Source organism: Elizabethkingia bruuniana (assembly GCF_002024805.1).
GTDB lineage: Bacteria > Bacteroidota > Bacteroidia > Flavobacteriales > Weeksellaceae > Elizabethkingia > Elizabethkingia bruuniana.
The window spans coordinates 359,409-375,723 of sequence record NZ_CP014337.1 but is presented as its reverse complement, the minus strand read 5'-3'; the positions used below and the strand labels follow the sequence as shown (position 1 = coordinate 375,723).

Annotated in this window: 18 protein-coding genes; 16 read left to right on the top strand and 2 right to left on the bottom strand. The window is 30.7% G+C overall.

Features of this window, described 5'->3' with window-relative positions; genetic code table 11:
• Positions 1 to 69 precede the first annotated feature (69 nt).
• The 16 genes from AYC65_RS01765 (at position 70) to AYC65_RS01685 (ending at position 13,866) form a co-directional block, all read left to right on the top strand.
• Complete coding sequence (locus tag AYC65_RS01765) at positions 70 to 3,522, top strand: DUF6443 domain-containing protein (protein ID WP_234300217.1); 3,453 nt, start codon at positions 70 to 72, stop codon at positions 3,520 to 3,522.
• Positions 3,519 to 4,085, top strand: a complete 567-nt coding sequence (locus AYC65_RS01760; RefSeq protein WP_052114689.1) for an immunity 53 family protein — start codon at positions 3,519 to 3,521, stop codon at positions 4,083 to 4,085. The genes AYC65_RS01765 and AYC65_RS01760 overlap by 4 nt, the downstream gene beginning before the upstream one ends.
• Positions 4,086 to 4,236: 151 nt before the next feature.
• The gene (locus AYC65_RS01755) at positions 4,237 to 4,593 is read left to right on the top strand and encodes a hypothetical protein (RefSeq protein ID WP_034869888.1); all 357 of its coding nucleotides are present in this window, start codon (positions 4,237 to 4,239) and stop codon (positions 4,591 to 4,593) included.
• A gap of 281 nt (positions 4,594 to 4,874) precedes the next feature.
• Positions 4,875 to 5,327, top strand: a complete 453-nt coding sequence (locus tag AYC65_RS01750) for a hypothetical protein (protein ID WP_131828193.1) — start codon at positions 4,875 to 4,877, stop codon at positions 5,325 to 5,327.
• 652 nt (positions 5,328 to 5,979) lie between these two features.
• Positions 5,980 to 6,363, top strand: a complete 384-nt coding sequence (locus AYC65_RS01740; RefSeq protein WP_034869886.1) for a hypothetical protein — start codon at positions 5,980 to 5,982, stop codon at positions 6,361 to 6,363.
• Positions 6,364 to 6,547: 184 nt separating this feature from the next.
• Positions 6,548 to 7,090 (top strand): hypothetical protein, encoded by a 543-nt coding sequence (locus tag AYC65_RS01735; RefSeq protein WP_131828194.1) that lies wholly within the window; start codon positions 6,548 to 6,550, stop codon positions 7,088 to 7,090.
• Positions 7,091 to 7,328: 238 nt separating this feature from the next.
• Positions 7,329 to 7,805, top strand: a complete 477-nt coding sequence (locus AYC65_RS01730; RefSeq protein ID WP_131828803.1) for a hypothetical protein — start codon at positions 7,329 to 7,331, stop codon at positions 7,803 to 7,805.
• Positions 7,805 to 8,416, top strand: coding sequence for a hypothetical protein (locus AYC65_RS01725; protein ID WP_034869880.1), 612 nt, complete (start codon positions 7,805 to 7,807; stop codon positions 8,414 to 8,416). The genes AYC65_RS01730 and AYC65_RS01725 overlap by 1 nt, the downstream gene beginning before the upstream one ends.
• Before the next feature lie 237 nt (positions 8,417 to 8,653).
• A complete protein-coding gene (locus AYC65_RS01720) occupies positions 8,654 to 9,226 on the top strand; it encodes a hypothetical protein (protein ID WP_059333907.1) in 573 nt (190 codons plus the stop codon).
• A 137-nt stretch (positions 9,227 to 9,363) separates the two neighbouring features.
• Positions 9,364 to 9,813 (top strand): hypothetical protein, encoded by a 450-nt coding sequence (locus AYC65_RS01715; protein WP_131828196.1) that lies wholly within the window; start codon positions 9,364 to 9,366, stop codon positions 9,811 to 9,813.
• Positions 9,814 to 10,097: 284 nt separating this feature from the next.
• Positions 10,098 to 10,541: a hypothetical protein gene (locus tag AYC65_RS01710; protein ID WP_034869876.1), complete on the top strand. Its 444-nt coding sequence runs from the start codon at positions 10,098 to 10,100 to the stop codon at positions 10,539 to 10,541.
• Between the two features lie 218 nt (positions 10,542 to 10,759).
• Positions 10,760 to 11,149, top strand: coding sequence for a hypothetical protein (locus tag AYC65_RS01705; RefSeq protein ID WP_034870996.1), 390 nt, complete (start codon positions 10,760 to 10,762; stop codon positions 11,147 to 11,149).
• A gap of 357 nt (positions 11,150 to 11,506) precedes the next feature.
• Complete coding sequence (locus tag AYC65_RS01700; RefSeq protein WP_059333908.1) at positions 11,507 to 11,959, top strand: DUF2947 family protein; 453 nt, start codon at positions 11,507 to 11,509, stop codon at positions 11,957 to 11,959.
• Positions 11,960 to 12,113: 154 nt separating this feature from the next.
• Positions 12,114 to 12,632 carry a hypothetical protein gene (locus tag AYC65_RS01695; RefSeq protein WP_059333909.1) on the top strand — a complete coding sequence of 173 codons (519 nt, stop codon included), beginning with the start codon at positions 12,114 to 12,116 and terminating at the stop codon, positions 12,630 to 12,632.
• Positions 12,633 to 12,922: 290 nt separating this feature from the next.
• Complete coding sequence (locus AYC65_RS01690) at positions 12,923 to 13,366, top strand: hypothetical protein (RefSeq protein WP_131828197.1); 444 nt, start codon at positions 12,923 to 12,925, stop codon at positions 13,364 to 13,366.
• A gap of 218 nt (positions 13,367 to 13,584) precedes the next feature.
• A complete protein-coding gene (locus AYC65_RS01685) occupies positions 13,585 to 13,866 on the top strand; it encodes a hypothetical protein (protein ID WP_034869340.1) in 282 nt (93 codons plus the stop codon).
• Positions 13,867 to 13,987: 121 nt separating this feature from the next.
• Here the strand turns inward: AYC65_RS01685 and AYC65_RS01680 are convergent, their stop codons facing one another.
• Both AYC65_RS01680 and AYC65_RS01675 read right to left on the bottom strand, forming a co-directional pair.
• A complete protein-coding gene (locus tag AYC65_RS01680; protein ID WP_034869342.1) occupies positions 13,988 to 14,419 on the bottom strand; it encodes a hypothetical protein in 432 nt (143 codons plus the stop codon).
• Between the two features lie 115 nt (positions 14,420 to 14,534).
• Positions 14,535 to 16,205 carry an FISUMP domain-containing protein gene (locus tag AYC65_RS01675; protein WP_034869344.1) on the bottom strand — a complete coding sequence of 557 codons (1,671 nt, stop codon included), beginning with the start codon at positions 16,203 to 16,205 and terminating at the stop codon, positions 14,535 to 14,537.
• Between the last annotated feature and the right edge of the window lie 110 nt (positions 16,206 to 16,315).

The following is a 16,315-nucleotide window of genomic DNA, read 5'->3' as shown; positions in this document are numbered from 1 at the left end:
AAATCGCTGAAAAATAAAAACACAAAAAATCGCAAAAAGTAATTATTAATCTTTAAAATCCAAATCGTTATGTTTAAGTTCAAACATTTTTATACCATGGGAATTCTCATGGCAGGGACACTCTCATCCCATGCCCAGATTATTCTCACCAATCCGGTAACAGAACAAAACAAGTCTGTTACCGATCCTTACAGCATCAGGCTCCTGCCAGGATTCAATGCCGCCTCACCTGCCGTCAACAGCTTCAGGGCTTCTCTGGGAGCTTCGTCTAATCCTAACCCTACGCCTAATAATTATGCTCCTAATCCGACAGCTTCAATATCGGTGAATGAGAATTACATCTACTCGCGTACTTACCTGGCACCACGCTCTTCCTCAGATCCTGCTGCCCCTCAGCAGCAGAGTATCTCCTATTTCGACGGACTCGGCAGACCCAAACAGGAGCTTTCTATTAAGTCTACACCCAATGGTCAGGATTTAGTATCCGATATTCCGTATGACAGCTTCGGCCGTCAGGTACAGTCATGGCTTCCGGTTCCAATGAACTCTCTAAACGGAAATATCCAGTCCGGAGTTCAGACCGCTGCTTCTGGTTATTACAAGAAAGCTGACGGATCTGCAGATCCATTGGCTTATGGAGAAAAAACACTTGAAAACTCGCCTCTGGACAGAGTTCTCGCTCAGGCTGCTCCGGGTTCTGACTGGGATGGTAAAAAAGTTCAATATCAATATCAAGCCAATGCTGATGGTGAGGTCTATCGTTATACCACCAGTACTTCCTGGAGTAATAATGCAACAGTTTCTGTTCTGGGTTTAAGTGGTACCTATGGAGCCAATAGTTTGTACAAAAATGTCATTACCGATGAAGATGGAAATTCAACAATAGAATTTAAAAACGGACAGGGACAAACGGTTCTGGTACGTAAAAAAAATGGTTCAGAAAATCTGGATACTTACTATGTGTATAATGAGTACAATCAGCTTGCTTTTGTTATTCCACCTCTCGCTATTGACAAAGGCGTTGATGCTACACTCCTTAATGAACTGGCTTATCAGTACCGTTATGACGGCCAAAACAGACTGGTGGAAAAGAAGCTTCCGGGAAAAGACTGGGAGTATATGGTTTATGATAAGCAGGACAGACTGGTATTAACTCAGGATGGAAAACTCCGCCAGCAGAATAAATGGCTCTTCACCAAGTATGATAAATTCGGAAGAGTGGCTTATACAGGATTACTGGACAGTGAGCCGGGAAGAGATGCTCAACAAAGCAATATGGTTAATTTTGGTATTAATAACGAAGAAAGAAGTGCTTCCGGTTTTGTACAAAACGGGACTACCATTTATTATAGCAGTTCCGCCTACCCTGTTGGTAACTTTACTTTGTTAACCGTTAATTATTATGATGAGTATCCACCGGGAAGTCCGGCAGTGTTTAATGGTGCTTCGGTTCTGGGTTCTAATCCTGTGAACGGAAGAAGTACCAAAGGATTACCTGTAGCTTCTATGGTCAAGAATATTGAGGATAATGGATGGACAAAATCTTATATCTGGTATGATGATAAAGCAAGGCCTGTAGCCACAGAATCTCAGAATCATCTTGGCGGTTATACCAGAACAAGTTCGGTATTAGCTTTCTCCGGAGTACCCACCAGTACTACAACCTATCATAAAAGGGATGCTTCATCCGGGGAAATGGTCATGAAAGAAGATTTTTCTTACGACCATCAGAACCGTCTGGTAAAGCATACCCATCAGGTAAATGGTGGCCCGGTGGAAGTTTTAACAGAGAATATCTACAATGAACTTGGACAATTAGAATCCCAAAATATTGGAAATGGTATTCAGTCGATAAAAAACGAATACAATATTCGTGGTGCTTTAACCAAAATGAATGATCCAAAGAATTTGCTAAATAAGCTTTTCGGATTTGAACTGAAGTATATTAATCCAGCAGGAACTTCTAAAAAATACAATGGCAATATTGCCGAAACTGACTGGGCTACACAAAGTGACGGAACATTAAGACGTTATAGCTATCAATATGATGGAGTAAACCGATTAAAAGAAGGCAGTTATTGGGATAATGCCGGAGCTGTCAGTGGTTCTTATGCGGAGAAGTTGAGTTATGACTTGAACGGAAATATCACCGGATTGCAAAGAACAGGTCAGGGTGCCGGATTAATAGATCAGCTGAATTATACCTACGATCAATCTGGAAACAGTAATAAACTGATTAGAGTGAATGATGCTTCTGGAAATGCAGCAGGTTATCCGGTAGGTGGAAATACAATTGCTTATGACATTAACGGCAATATGGTGAATCATCTGGATAAAGGGATCTCGAATATTGCTTACAATTATCTGAACCTACCAAGCAGTATTACAGCTTCCATAGGGAATACAGATTATATATACCGCGCAGATGGTTCTAAAGTCAGAAAGGTATTTGGAGGTAAAACAACGGATTACTTAGATGGATTCCAGTATGAAAATGGTGTATTACAATTTATACCGACTTCAGAAGGTTATTATGATCTTACCAAAAATAAGTATATTTACAATTATACAGATCACCTTGGAAATGTAAGGTTAAGCTACACCAAAGGTGCTTCTGGAGGAGCAGAGATCATTGAAGAAAACAATTATTACCCGTTTGGATTAAAACATCAGGGATACAATTCAAACTCTTTAGCTAATAGTGCTTATCAGTATAAATATCAAGGACAAGAATTGCAGGAGAATGGATGGTATAGTTTTAAGTGGAGAAACTATATACCAGAGCTAGGTAGATTCTTTAATATCGATCAACTTGGCGAGAAATATGAATATCAATCTCCATATAACTTCTCCGAAAACCAAGTTACCGCTTTTGTAGAACTTGAGGGACTTGAAAAAGGACTACCTTGGTATCTTAATGAAAATAAATATGGAGGAAAACCCGTTTTAACATTAGGAGCACACAATATTAAACTACCATATGCTCAAAGAGACAAATATAGTGGGAATATTATAGACAAAACAGGAACGTTTCTAAGTAATACTCTGGGCTCCATATATAATGGTGTCGCATCTACATGGAATGATGCCATGGAAGGGAAAGATGGTACTTCCGCAGTGTTTGAAGGAGATCGAGAAATGGAATCCACAGTACGACATGTTGCCAGAGGAAATGTTAATATAGAAGAAGTTGAAGGACTAGCAGCTGCAGCAATTATCCATAAAACAGTAAGGAGCTCAAACAAACTTAAACCAAATAAAGAAGCTGTCGGAGATCATTCATCGTTTGATAGAGATGTTAATGGAAATATTTATAAGTATGAAACATATGAAAAAACAAATAAAGGTTATTTTAATCCTACTAAGAGATTTGATGGAGGAAAAAAAGATGGATCTCCAGGCGCAGCACATGTAGATAGAAAGACTAAAAAGTCCGTTACAACACCTCATGTGCAAACTAAAGAGGAAACAAGAAAGCCAACCCCCGAAGAGCTACCTAAAAATGCAAGATTTATAAGATGAAAAATATAAGAATAATACAAGAATGGTTCAAACTCCAGTGTAATGGTGACTGGGAAAGTGAATATGGGATAAATATTCATACTATTAATAACCCGGGTTGGAACATAAATATAGATTTATTTGACACTGTTCTCAGTGGATTCACAATTGATGAAAATATAGATAATGGACCTGATGATTGGTTTTTCATTCAATGTAATGGAGAAGTTTTCTCAGGAGCAGGGGATCCTAATAAATTAAATACAATCTTAGATAAATTTATTGAATTCGCAATGAATAATATTAGTAAATCAAATTGTTTGTATACTGCGTATGCAAGAGTCAATAAGTTTTCCAATTTAAAGGTTTTCACGCCTATAGAATTAAAAATGATTGATTTATGTAATTTTGAAATTATATCTATTCCAAATATTGATTCTAAAGATTTAAAAGTAATAGATATTGATGATTTTGAAAAAATAGATTTTAATAAATTAGATATAGATATTGATTTCAGTATAGGAGATAAAGTAAAATGTGAACTAATTCATTTTTATGATAATCCTAGTTTAGTTATATTATAAATTTCCTGTCGCCAGTGCGGACCTCAGGCTCATTACTAGCATGAAATACTTAATAAGCTGCCTTTTAGCAGCTTGTTTTTTAATATAGTATATTTACATTGATACGAGCGAGATGCTCACACCAGCAGGTAAATAATCAAGATTAAATAAAATGGACACATGGTATAATTTTTTAAAAGAAAGTGTTGGTCAGCAAGAGTTACACAATTTTACAGACATATTTTATTTGGGAAGTTGTCCTTACTCTACATGTTGTCAATTTACCAACCTTTCAAATAATTTAAATATTTATGACTTATTAAAAGATTGTGTAGTTGATAACGCCAAAGATAGTTTAGAATTCTTTCTATTTGTAAATAAGATAAATTCTATAAAAAAAGTTATCATTATTTATAATCCTTTTGAATTATTTGACTCGTCTTATGTTTATAAGGTAATAGATTTTTTAGACAATAAAAAAATTCAACATTTACCAAACTATAAAAAGATATTTTCCAGATGTGTATAATGAAAATAAAACAATCTGCAAAAGTATCTATTAACCCTGAACTATAGCTCGTGACTAACAAAATACATAACAAAGCAGCCTTTTCTGGCAGCTTGTTTTATAATATGTTTACATTGATAATAGTAACACAAGCTTAAAGTTACCATTTTAGTTCAACAGATTGGATAATGCATTGGATATTGAAGTTATCACAAATGATACAAGCGAGATGCTCGCACCAGCGGGGGAATTTATGAATGTGCTTCTTAATAAAAATAGCCCAGAAGCAAAAAAACATTGGAATGATGCAAGAAAAAACGCAACAACTATCGGACACTACAATAATCAATAAAATGATCATATCTCAAATAAAGGATTTTAAAGTAAAGAACATATATTTCTATGATGATAAAAATGAAATATATAATTTGAAATTACTAGTTGAGTTTATTGAAAATAAATATCTTTATTTTGATTCAGCTAGTTTTAACGTAACTGATAATGCAGATATTTTAAATCAATATAATTGGAAAAAAATTGAAATTCCAGAAGAAAACACTAATATAATAAGCATTAAAGAAGATGAATTAACTTCATATTTCATACTGTTTTCTAATAATGATATTTTATATATTTTTCAAAGACTAATAAGCTCTAATAAATGGGAGCAAAACTTTGAAATTGTAAAAAAAATATCTGAAGACTATAAAGAGGTTGAGAACTACATGAATAAAGATTGGATTGATGTTTTATAATATTAAATCCTCCCGCTAGCGCGAGCCTCTGGCTCGTGACAAATACAAAAATAGTTATCAAGCTGCCTTTTCAGGCAGCTTTGTTTTTTAATATATTTACATTGATACGAGCGAAACGCTCGCACCAGCGGGGAGATATAATTATAATTGACTACAATGGAAAAAGAGATAAAAATAAATAATATTGCATATATTTCCTTAGCAATATTTATGATAAACTTTCTAATTTATCTATTAATAGATAAATTAGAAGTAATAAGCACCTACAGTGGATTAGCTAAGAATATTTATATTTTTATTTCATTTCCACTAAATATAATAGGCACAATTATATTTTTATATTTTTCAATTAAATTCTTAACAAATTATAAAAGAAATTATTGGAATCTTATACTGTGTATTCCTTTGCTAATATTTTTATTTTATTCCTTTGCTTTGATTTAATAATATGATTATTTTGTAAATTTCCCCGCTAGCGCGAGCCTCTAGCTCGTGACTAACAAAATACTTATCAAGCCGCCTTTTCATGCAGCTTGTTTTTTAAATATAGTATATTTACATTGATACGAGCGAAACGCGCGCACCAGCAGATATTATTATTCTCGAGCCTGGAACTATAACTTTTGAAATAATAAGATAAAAATAATTAGAAATGAAAACATTACAAACTAATTGGATAAATATATTAGGAGTATTTGTAGTATTATTTTTATATACTTTTTTAAATTCTTGGATAAATTATCCTGCAACTTTTATTCAAGCTTTATTTGGGGCATTTGTGTTAGTTTGCCTTTACGGCATAATGTTTTGGGTAGGTTTTATAATAATGTTAATAATATTAGATTCTGCATTGATTATTCCTAATCCAAAAAACTTAAAAATAAAATTACTTATTGAATGGATTGTAATAAGTTCCCCTTTTGTTTATTGGGCAATAAAATATCCCGAACAAAGAACATTATATGTAATTGCAATAATTACTTTTTTGATTACACAGCTATTAAGAGATAAATTAATAAACAAAGACCCCCGCTAGTGCGAGCCTCCGGCTCGTGACTAAAAAAATACTTATCAAACATAGTATATTTATATTGATACGAGCGAGACGCGCGCACCAGCGGGAGAATAAGGCTTACAAAAAAGAATGGAAGAGAAATTAATGCTGGGGGTGAAAGAAAAATCGGACCAATTAAATCGTTAAACCTTAAAACTTTAGGATATTGAAAGCATTAATTTATTTTGGAACTATATTGCTCTTATTTAGCTGTGCTGCTAGATCAGCAATTATGAACACAGGAATTTTTGAAAGCAATAATATGAATAAACTTATTAACGAAGCTACTCTTGAGTTGTATGAAAGCAAAAATATTGATAGTTCTTTTTATATTCTTCAAAATAGAGATAGCTTAATAATTTTAGTGGCATCTCCTATAAATATCAATAAAGCTTTATTATATATTGAAAAAACAGGATGTATAAAATTTGCTCAAAAGAATTTTATAGTTTCAAAGCCATATCAGGCAAAGTATAATATACTTAAAACAAGAATAGACATTAAGCCATGTGATATCTTAACGGTGCCCTATAATGATAACTTCGAAGCTATGGCAATTAAAGGAATTATTTACAAAATAACTCCTTCAAAAACAGATTATAATTTTTCAAAATCATTTAAAGGGGATGTATCATTTTTATTTAAGAATAAAGAAAAATACAATTATAAAATAATTAGAGACAATTCAACGGAGCCTGGGTATAAATAAATAGCCCGATAGTGCGAATTTATAACAGTACTTTTTTATTATAATTACATGAAATTAAAAAACATAAAATTTCAACAAAATATAAAGTTACTATTTTAGTTCAGCCAGAAATTATCCAGATTTAGATAGTGCATTGGATATTGAAGTTATCTTTATGGGATAGAATGAAGGCACGGATTACAAATCTGCGACATCGGGAGTTTCAAAATTAACACCTGGAATATTAGGAAAAACAGGCATGAATATAAATAACTTTGAACGATTGGGAAAAGATAACATGTTTGGGGGAAAAGTATCATATGGATTAAGTAAAAATATACTTGATAGTAAAACTCCTGTTTTAATTGAACAATCCGAAGACTTTATGCATAAACAAGGTTATGAAAGTGCAGAAAGAGTCAAAATTAAGGAAAGTGCTATTGAAAGTAGTGGGCCCATGGGAGAAGAAAGAATTTCATTAAAAGACTTTTCAATTGAGCAAATTGGCAAAAGTCAATATACATACGTCAAAAAAGAAGAATTAAATAAAAAAGATATAACTTATTCAGACAAATGGAGTTCAGTTAGAAATATAACTTATACATTGACAAAACCTAAAGGTCAGTCAAATAATGATACAGCTGAATTAAAAAATCTTAGAACTAGTGACAAATTAAAAACAGGAGCTGCAATTATAAAAGATATTGTTGACTTTTTAAGTAATATTTTAAAGTAATGAAATTAAACAGTTTTATACAATTATTTATATTTATTATTACAATTTCATGCGTTAAAAATGATTTTAATAGCAAAAACACTGAAATTCTAAAACAACATAAAGAAAATTTTCTTACTAGTTTAACTTCTCATTTTCCTAATAAAATAGGAAACAATGTAATTATTGCTTATAATGAAGATATTAAAAACAATAATATTCATCTATATTTATTAGAAAATAACGTTAAGATAGGAGTTATAGATTCTTTAAAAAAGAATTTTACAAAAAATCGTGTTAAACCAAAAAAGGTTAATAGAAATGAAATTTACATAATTAATAAAAATGAGAAAGTCATAGATGGATTTAGTGAATTTACTAATAACATTATTACTATAAATAAAGAGTCTAAATATCCTATACCAAATTTTTTAGATCTTAATAATAAGATACTATATGACCTTTCTTATGATTATTACATAATAGATTACAATAATGATATTCAAAAATTTAAAAATCTTGATTTAAAGAAAGATACATATATGCCACTAAATAAACAAAATGGTATGTCTAAAGGGATTGCAATAAGTGAATTGCATAAAACTATTATCTTTTGGATAGCATTATGGTAGAAGTAATTCATCCCCAATAGCACGAGCCTCCGGCTCTGAACTAATCAAAAATATCTTAATAAGCTGCCTTATCAGGCAGCTTGTTTTTTAAATATAGTATATTTACATTGATACGAGCGAAACGCTCGCACCAGAGGAGGGGGGAAATCCAACGAAATTCCTTTAAGGAAATATTATGGTGGCAAAATTGATGAGAAAAGATTAAACAAACCTCCTAATAATATAAATCCTTAGATTATGAAAAATTTAACCTTCCTTTTTTTATTGATACTTAATCTTCTTTCCTGTAATAAGGAAAACTCTTATTTATTATACAATTATAAAAGTTTATCAAAAAATATTGATATCAATAATGGAAAATTACAAACTATACAAGTTCGAGAATATGTTTTTTTAAAAACTGATACTGCAAATATTATAGGATATTTAAGTATTGAGGAACTCGATAAAATATTCGAAAAATTTTATAAAAATAAAATTAATAAAAATGATTTTTTATTCAAATTTTTAAATTTAAGAGATGAAATGCCTATTAATTATTTCAAAAAATTAGATTTAAATAAATCATTAATTAAATTGGATAAAATCATTTTAGAATCTTATAGACAAAAGGGCGTTAATTATTTAGTGAATAATTTTACATATAAATCTAAATCTCATTCCTTAATATTTAAAAACAATGACCTTAACTTAGTCCAAAAGAGAACTATTATATATCTTTTTTATACCAACCATTATGATCTATATCAAGATGATTATTTTGCACAATCATGGTTTATAAAGAAAAAAGATTTTAAACTATATTGGTAATTAATGATAACACGAGCCTCTGGCTCATGATTAACCTAAAACACCTAATAAACAGCCTGAGTATATTTGCTATAATGCATACTATGTGCAAAAATTAATAAGAGATCTAAATGAACCATATCAGAAAAACAAAATAGATGATTAATTTTTTAAAAAAATATATAGTAATAATGTTAGCTATCTTTTTAGCGTGCATATTTTCATATGATTATTTATTTAAACAAGAATATAAAATAAATTATAAGGAAAAAGGGCAATATGCTATTGGAACAGTCGAAAGTATTAAAGGATATGGAAAAGGTAGTGGTTATAATTATATATATACTTTTAATGTTAATGGTAAAAAATATGAATCTGTATGCGGAATAGGAAATTTACCCTATAATATAGCTCAAAAAAAAATTAATAATCAGTTTTTAGTGCTATACTTAAATAATAATATTCATAATAATAGATTATATATTAACCTTCCTATTAATAATATAAAAGAGTCTGAACTAAAACAGAAAATTGATAACAATTCACAAAGCAAATCTATCTTAGATTCCATTCCTGCTTCTGGCTTTTTTTGGCAAAATTATTTTTAATAATAAAAAATAATATATCCCTTCTAGCATGGGTCCTGACTCGTGATTAACACAAACAAGCTGCCTTTTCAGGCAGCTTGTTTTATTAAACATAGTATATTTACATTGATACGAACGAAGCATAAAGTTACTATTTTAGTTCAGCCAGAAATTATCCAGATTTAGATAGTGCATTGGATATTGAAGTTATCTTTATGGGATAGAATGAAGGCACGGATTACAAATCCGCGACATCGGGAAAAACACCATTATCGGATAACAATCAATAATATTTTAAAAGAAAAATGAGAATTATAGCATTATTAATAACTTTATTCACACTATATTCATGCAAAAAGAATTATAGTGTTGATTTAATTAACAAAAAGAATAATAAAAATATATTAAGGGTCTCTTTAAAAGACAGCGATAAAATAACTGTTAAGGATTTGTCAGGAAATATTGAATTTTATTTTATCAAGAAACAGGGAGAATTTTATGTATCTGATTCTAAATTTCCCATAAATAATGATAGTGCCTTATGGATGTCTAATATTAGAAATTATCATATTTCAAAAGGAAATAATAGAAAAGGAAGTGATTTTACTATAAAAAAAACAAATAACTCCTATATCTCCTCGTTCATATATTGGGATGAATATACTCGCAATAATATAGAATATTATTACAAGAATAATTATGAGATCACAAAAATTGTAATAAACTCTGACATTTATAGTGTTGAGTGATGAAAACCAAGATACATCTGATGATAAGAAGCAAGATCCCTCGCTAGCGCGAGCCTAAGGCTCGCGACTAACAAAATACTTATCAAGCTGCCTTTTCAGGCAGCTTTGTTTTTTAATATATTTACATTGATACGAGCGAGACGCTCGCACCAGCAGACATTACTATTCCCGAGCCAGGAACTATAACTTTTGAAATGAAAATATAAAAATAATTAGAAATGAAAATATTAAAAACGAGTTGGATAAATATTGTTGGTATTTTCACAGTATTATTTTTGTACACCACTATATATGGGTTAATAGACTCAAATATTTCGAGAAATGTCTTTCAGGCAATGGTAGCATCTTTAATAGGTATTTGTTTTTACGGTATAATGTTTTGGATAGCCTTTATATTAGTACTTATTATTTTAGATTTAATTATAATCCTACCTAATCAAAATAATCTTATCTTAAAACTTTTATTAGAATGGATTTTAATAAGTGCACCTTTTATATATTGGGCTATTACATATGAAAGGCAACGAAATATATTTATACTTGCTATAATAGCTTTTTTAATAACACAATTATTTAGAGAAAGGCTTATAAAAAAGCTCAAAAAATAATTAATTCTAAGATAGACCAAAGCCCACACAATCGCAATTGGCGTTTTGTTTATTCCCCACTAGCGCAAATCTTTTGCTCGTGACTAACCTAAAATACTTATCAAGCTGCCTTTTCAGGCAGCTTGCTTTATTATACATAGTATATTTATATTGATAATCATAATAGAAGCTTAGAGTTACTATTTTAGTTCAGCCAGAAATTATCCAGATTTAGATAGTGCATTGGATATTGAAGTTATCTTTATAACATAGAATGAAGTCACGGATTACAAATCCGCGACATTGGTTAAACAACATATAAAATGGAAGGATGGAAAATCTTCAGGCCATATTTTTTATAACAAACCAAATTAAAAGATGAGTAATACTATTATTAAGAAAACTTTTTATAGTGAGTATTTTGATGAGAAAATCGAAAATATTTATCTACTAGATGAAGATAAAGCTTCAAAATTATGGAGTGATAAAATTGATAAAAGTTCAAATAACTTTTATCAAATAAATGATGATAATCCAATAATTTATAATTCAAAAAACATAGGAGACTGGAGGAATTATTATGACTCTAATAATATTTTAGGTTTGCAAAAATTTTTGAAATCGATATTAAATTGGGAAAAAGAGGAGCTAGTATTCTTCTGTATAAATAAGAATACTATTATAACAACACTTTATCATGTCTTTTTAGAAAATATTTTTAATTTTTTAGAATTATATGACGATTGTCCAATATTAATCTCCCATGAAAAATTAGAATGTATTTACTTTACACCTTTAGGTAATACTTTTTATTCATCTTATAAAATTTGATATATCCAAACTAGTAGCTCCCCCGTTAGCACGAGCCTCTAGCTTACAACTAATAAAATATCTAATAAGCTGCCTTTTCAGGCAGCTTGTATTATAATATAGTATATTTACATTGATGTGAGAAACAGAAAGGAAAACTATATATGGTAGAATTATGAATAATAAAAAATATATTTATGTGTTACTTTTACCATTATATTTATCCTGTAACCCTTTATACAAAAAGTACCAAACTATAGATATAGAGGCACTTAAAAGTAACTTATACAATGAGCAACATAAAATTATAAAGGATATTCTTTCCAAAGAAAGTAAGTCCTCTATTTTAATAATAAGATGGAAAAAAAATATGTTAGTCAAAGATGCCCCTTTATATTATTCTGCATTATTATATACTTCTTTAGATGGGAAAATAAAACTATTGAGTAATGATAAAAAAAATAAAGAAAAAGAAATACTTATTACAAAAGATTCTTCGAATGAATACTTTAGAGAATTTTCATATATATTAAACAATTACCTACAGGGAAAAGATGAACATTTATTATCCCTTCGAGATTCTTTTAGTAGCTCTGAAATGAATAGTCCATACTATATCTATGATTTTGTAAAGCACAAAAAGATTAAAATAAACTCATTTATTTTTGATAAAGAGGGTAAAATAATACAGTAGATGTACCATGCAGTTATTTCCTCTCATTAGTGTGAACCACAACTAACTCTTCGATTAATAATATACTTAACAAGCTGCCTTTTCAGGCAGCTTGTTTTTTAAATATAGTATATTTACATTGATACGAACGAAGCATAAAGTTACTATTTTAGTTCAGCCAGAAATTATTCAGATTTAAATAGTGTATTAGATATTGAAGTTATCTTTATGGGATAGAATGAAGGCACGGATTACAAATCCGCGACATCGGGAAGAACACCAATATGGTAATAATAATCAATAATATAAAAATGAGAATTATAGCATTATTAATAATTTTATTCACATTATATTCATGCAAAAAGAATTATAGTGTTGATTTAATTAACAAAAAGAATAATAAAAATATATTAAGGGTCTCTTTAAAAGACAGCAATAAAATAACTGTTAAGGATTTGTCAGGAAATATTGAATTTTATTTTATCAAGAAACAGGGAGAATTTTATGTATCTGATTCTAAATTTTCCATAAATAATGATAGTGCCTTATGGATGTCTAATATTAGAAATTATCGTATTTCAAAAGGAAATAATAGAAAAGGAAGTGATTTTACTATAAAAAAAACAAATAACTCTTATATCTCCTCATTCATATATTGGGATGAATATACTCGCAATAATATAGAATATTATTACAATAATAATTATGAGATCACAAAAATTGTAATAAACTCTGACATTTATAGTGTTGAGTGATGAAAACCAAGATACATCTGATGATAAGAAGCAAGATCCCTCGCTAGCGCGAGCCTTAGGCTCGCGACTAACAAAATACTTATCAAGCTGCCTTTTCAGGCAGCTTATTTTTATTAAAAGACTATATTTACGAAGTACGGGCAGAACTCTAATACCAAAGAATATCCTGCAAATAAAGCAATGGATGAATCTTTTAAAAATTAAAATATATTTTTAAAATGAATAATAATATAGATAACTGGTTAAATGGCTTAAATGAATTTCAGGAAGGATTAACTCTTATATCATTTGGGGTAATTATTTTAATTATTTCAAAATTTATACATAAAGACCTTAATAATGAAGGATACAAGCCTTTCAAACCATTTAGAAGAAAAAACAAATCTCAATCTGAAGATAATTTTTTTATTATTATGTACATGCGTTCCTTTTGGGGAATATACATAGGGCTTTTTATTATATTATTTGGAATATATAAGAGTCTCCGATATTTCTTTTAAGTAAAATTTCCTGCTAGCACGAGCCTCTGGATCGTGATTAATAAAATACCTAACAAGCCTTTATAGTTACAATAATGTAAATGAGATATATAACAATAGGAGAAATATAGAAGTATCCTATCTATTTCTCTAAAAGAAAGTCGTAATTGACTCTGTAACCAACTATTTTAATACTATCATTTTCTTTCTCCATACTAAAAACCTCCTGCATTTTTGTACTGTCTCTTTTCACATCATAAGTCAAAACATACTCAGCTTTCGAATTAGTTCCTTCTACAACCAAAGTTTCCCATTTAGATAAATTATAGTCTGATACCTTTCCATATTCATCCATTTTTTTAAACAATTTGTTAAACTTATTTTTGTCAGTCACCTGAAAAAATTTCCCACTAAAAAACTTTGAGGCTTTTTGTAAATCTCCATTCTGAAGTGTATAATAAAGTTTACTCACTACTTTTTCAGCTTCTTCTTTATCTTCTGCTCTGTTTCTATAAGTTCTATTAAAACTGCAGCCCACTAACAAAAATGGAATAAGTAAAAGATATTTTTTCATGTATAAAGTATATATTTAATAGTATTATTTTCTGTAAATATATAAATTTCAATTACTCCATTAAAAAAATTATCTCGTAAGTAAAATCGACGATAAAATTTATAATACTCCAATTCTACCTATCCAGTGGAAAAGTCGCTATACAACGTACTGATACAGCTTCTGATCTTGTAGCCCATGGATAATTATTATTAATGGGATGCATATCATAAAGTGCCCATTGTACTGCCTGAGTAGCATTACTAAAATTAGGCGTAGCACTCCAGAATCCACCTCTTTCCCCTCTGGAGAGCAAGGTCCCGTCTGATGCACTTCGATAACCACTAAAAGGAACCGTCATCTTAATGCTTGGATCAAAAACACTGGTGAGTACTTTAGCTGCAGAATAATTCGTTGCCGAATTCTGAACCGTACCTGCTGTTGACTTACTTGTACCCTTATCCAGAGCATTGATTTCTCTGTTAGTTGGCAAACGCCATCCGTCCGGACACGGATCGTTAGCTGTTTTTACAGCGACTAAGAAACTCCCTGAATTCCAGGCATCATTAGGAGCACTGCTAATATCCCATTTCGAAATTGAATTCGCAGGTGTTGTCGCATTTGCTACTGCAGTTTTCTTACCAAACTGATAATAGTCCCCGTTTATCTGCTGGGCAGGTACATCCGGATCCGCTATCAGATCGGCACCAAGATTATGACGCATCCATATCATTCCGCTTAAACGTACTGCCTGATATCCCCTGTAAGAAAGATATTTATCATTCGGCTGTAGAGAAATTTTAAGATTATATCTTACACCTGGTGTTATATTCAGATCGTTTAGTGTAATATTCTGAAGACTTACAGGAGTATCGTTCTGATGTGTCATAAGAATCGTCTGAATTGCAAAAACACCGTTGGTGACCTTGTTAGTGTTGATATACACAGGATCAGCCTTTACACTTTTTGAATTAAGTACTGGAAAATTAACAATTCCTCCATCTGCAGCCTGCTGCTCGGGTACTATACTACCGTTGTTCATTAGCATTTTTGCTTTATTATGATGCGGAGATATGCTGACTCCTTGAAGATTAGTAATATTATACCATTGTGTTGGTGTTGCATCCAGATAAACGGTAATCTGACTAAATTGATGAGAAAAAACGACGTCCAGATAATTGGTATTGTTTCCTGTGATCTCCATTGTTTTGGAAAAATACATCAGATCACTGCTTCCCGGTATCTCTTCTACAGAAGCCGAAGCTAGTGTTTTATTGGCCTGATCCGGATATGTAACAGAAGGTAATACCGATTTTGAACCAATTGAATAGACTACAAATGTATAAGTATAGCCTCCATTTAGTCCTGTAATCGGAGACGCATTCCGCTCTTCCCCGCTTACATAATCTTTTTCGGTTATATACAGGCCATTTCCATCGTATACAACAACTTTGTACTTAATGCCATAACCCAGGTTATTCGGTTCCTTTAAAGGAGGTGTAGCAGCTTTCAGGGAAGCCTGAGAATTATTGAGGGGTTGAGAATTATCCAGAGACAGAACAGCAACCAATTTATAGTCCTCATTTAGTGCTAAGACCTGCTGTTGCTCTTTTGTATTGTTTATTTTCAGATTATTCGCTGTGGCCTGTGGACCTAAAGTTCCTTCCTGGATAAAGCCGCTGCCTAAAAGATTAATTCTGACACTGGTTTCTCCTGTATTTACTGCATCGCTCGAACTTCTGCATGAGAGAACAGAGAACAATACACAACCAGTTATTACAGATTTCACAAGTAGTTTTTCAATCATTTAATTTGTATTTTATTTTTAATCATCTTCTGAAATACAAGTTATATGATCTATTTTTTGTAGTATACTTCTTCTTTGAAGCAGATAGCTTCTCATCCGCAATTATGTAT

Excerpts from the sequence above, each read along its gene's own strand:
- AYC65_RS01765 (WP_234300217.1), top strand. The coding sequence starts at position 70 with ATGTTTAAGTTCAAACATTTTTATACCATGGGAATTCTCATGGCAGGG.
- AYC65_RS01760 (WP_052114689.1), top strand. The coding sequence starts at position 3,519 with ATGAAAAATATAAGAATAATACAAGAATGGTTCAAACTCCAGTGTAAT.
- AYC65_RS01755 (WP_034869888.1), top strand. The coding sequence starts at position 4,237 with ATGGACACATGGTATAATTTTTTAAAAGAAAGTGTTGGTCAGCAAGAG.
- AYC65_RS01750 (WP_131828193.1), top strand. The coding sequence starts at position 4,875 with ATGATGCAAGAAAAAACGCAACAACTATCGGACACTACAATAATCAAT.
- AYC65_RS01740 (WP_034869886.1), top strand. The coding sequence starts at position 5,980 with ATGAAAACATTACAAACTAATTGGATAAATATATTAGGAGTATTTGTA.
- AYC65_RS01730 (WP_131828803.1), top strand. The coding sequence starts at position 7,329 with ATGAATATAAATAACTTTGAACGATTGGGAAAAGATAACATGTTTGGG.
- AYC65_RS01725 (WP_034869880.1), top strand. The coding sequence starts at position 7,805 with ATGAAATTAAACAGTTTTATACAATTATTTATATTTATTATTACAATT.
- AYC65_RS01720 (WP_059333907.1), top strand. The coding sequence starts at position 8,654 with ATGAAAAATTTAACCTTCCTTTTTTTATTGATACTTAATCTTCTTTCC.
- AYC65_RS01715 (WP_131828196.1), top strand. The coding sequence starts at position 9,364 with ATGATTAATTTTTTAAAAAAATATATAGTAATAATGTTAGCTATCTTT.
- AYC65_RS01710 (WP_034869876.1), top strand. The coding sequence starts at position 10,098 with ATGAGAATTATAGCATTATTAATAACTTTATTCACACTATATTCATGC.
- AYC65_RS01705 (WP_034870996.1), top strand. The coding sequence starts at position 10,760 with ATGAAAATATTAAAAACGAGTTGGATAAATATTGTTGGTATTTTCACA.
- AYC65_RS01700 (WP_059333908.1), top strand. The coding sequence starts at position 11,507 with ATGAGTAATACTATTATTAAGAAAACTTTTTATAGTGAGTATTTTGAT.
- AYC65_RS01695 (WP_059333909.1), top strand. The coding sequence starts at position 12,114 with ATGAATAATAAAAAATATATTTATGTGTTACTTTTACCATTATATTTA.
- AYC65_RS01690 (WP_131828197.1), top strand. The coding sequence starts at position 12,923 with ATGAGAATTATAGCATTATTAATAATTTTATTCACATTATATTCATGC.
- AYC65_RS01685 (WP_034869340.1), top strand. The coding sequence starts at position 13,585 with ATGAATAATAATATAGATAACTGGTTAAATGGCTTAAATGAATTTCAG.
- AYC65_RS01680 (WP_034869342.1), bottom strand. The coding sequence starts at position 14,419 with ATGAAAAAATATCTTTTACTTATTCCATTTTTGTTAGTGGGCTGCAGT.
- AYC65_RS01675 (WP_034869344.1), bottom strand. The coding sequence starts at position 16,205 with ATGATTGAAAAACTACTTGTGAAATCTGTAATAACTGGTTGTGTATTG.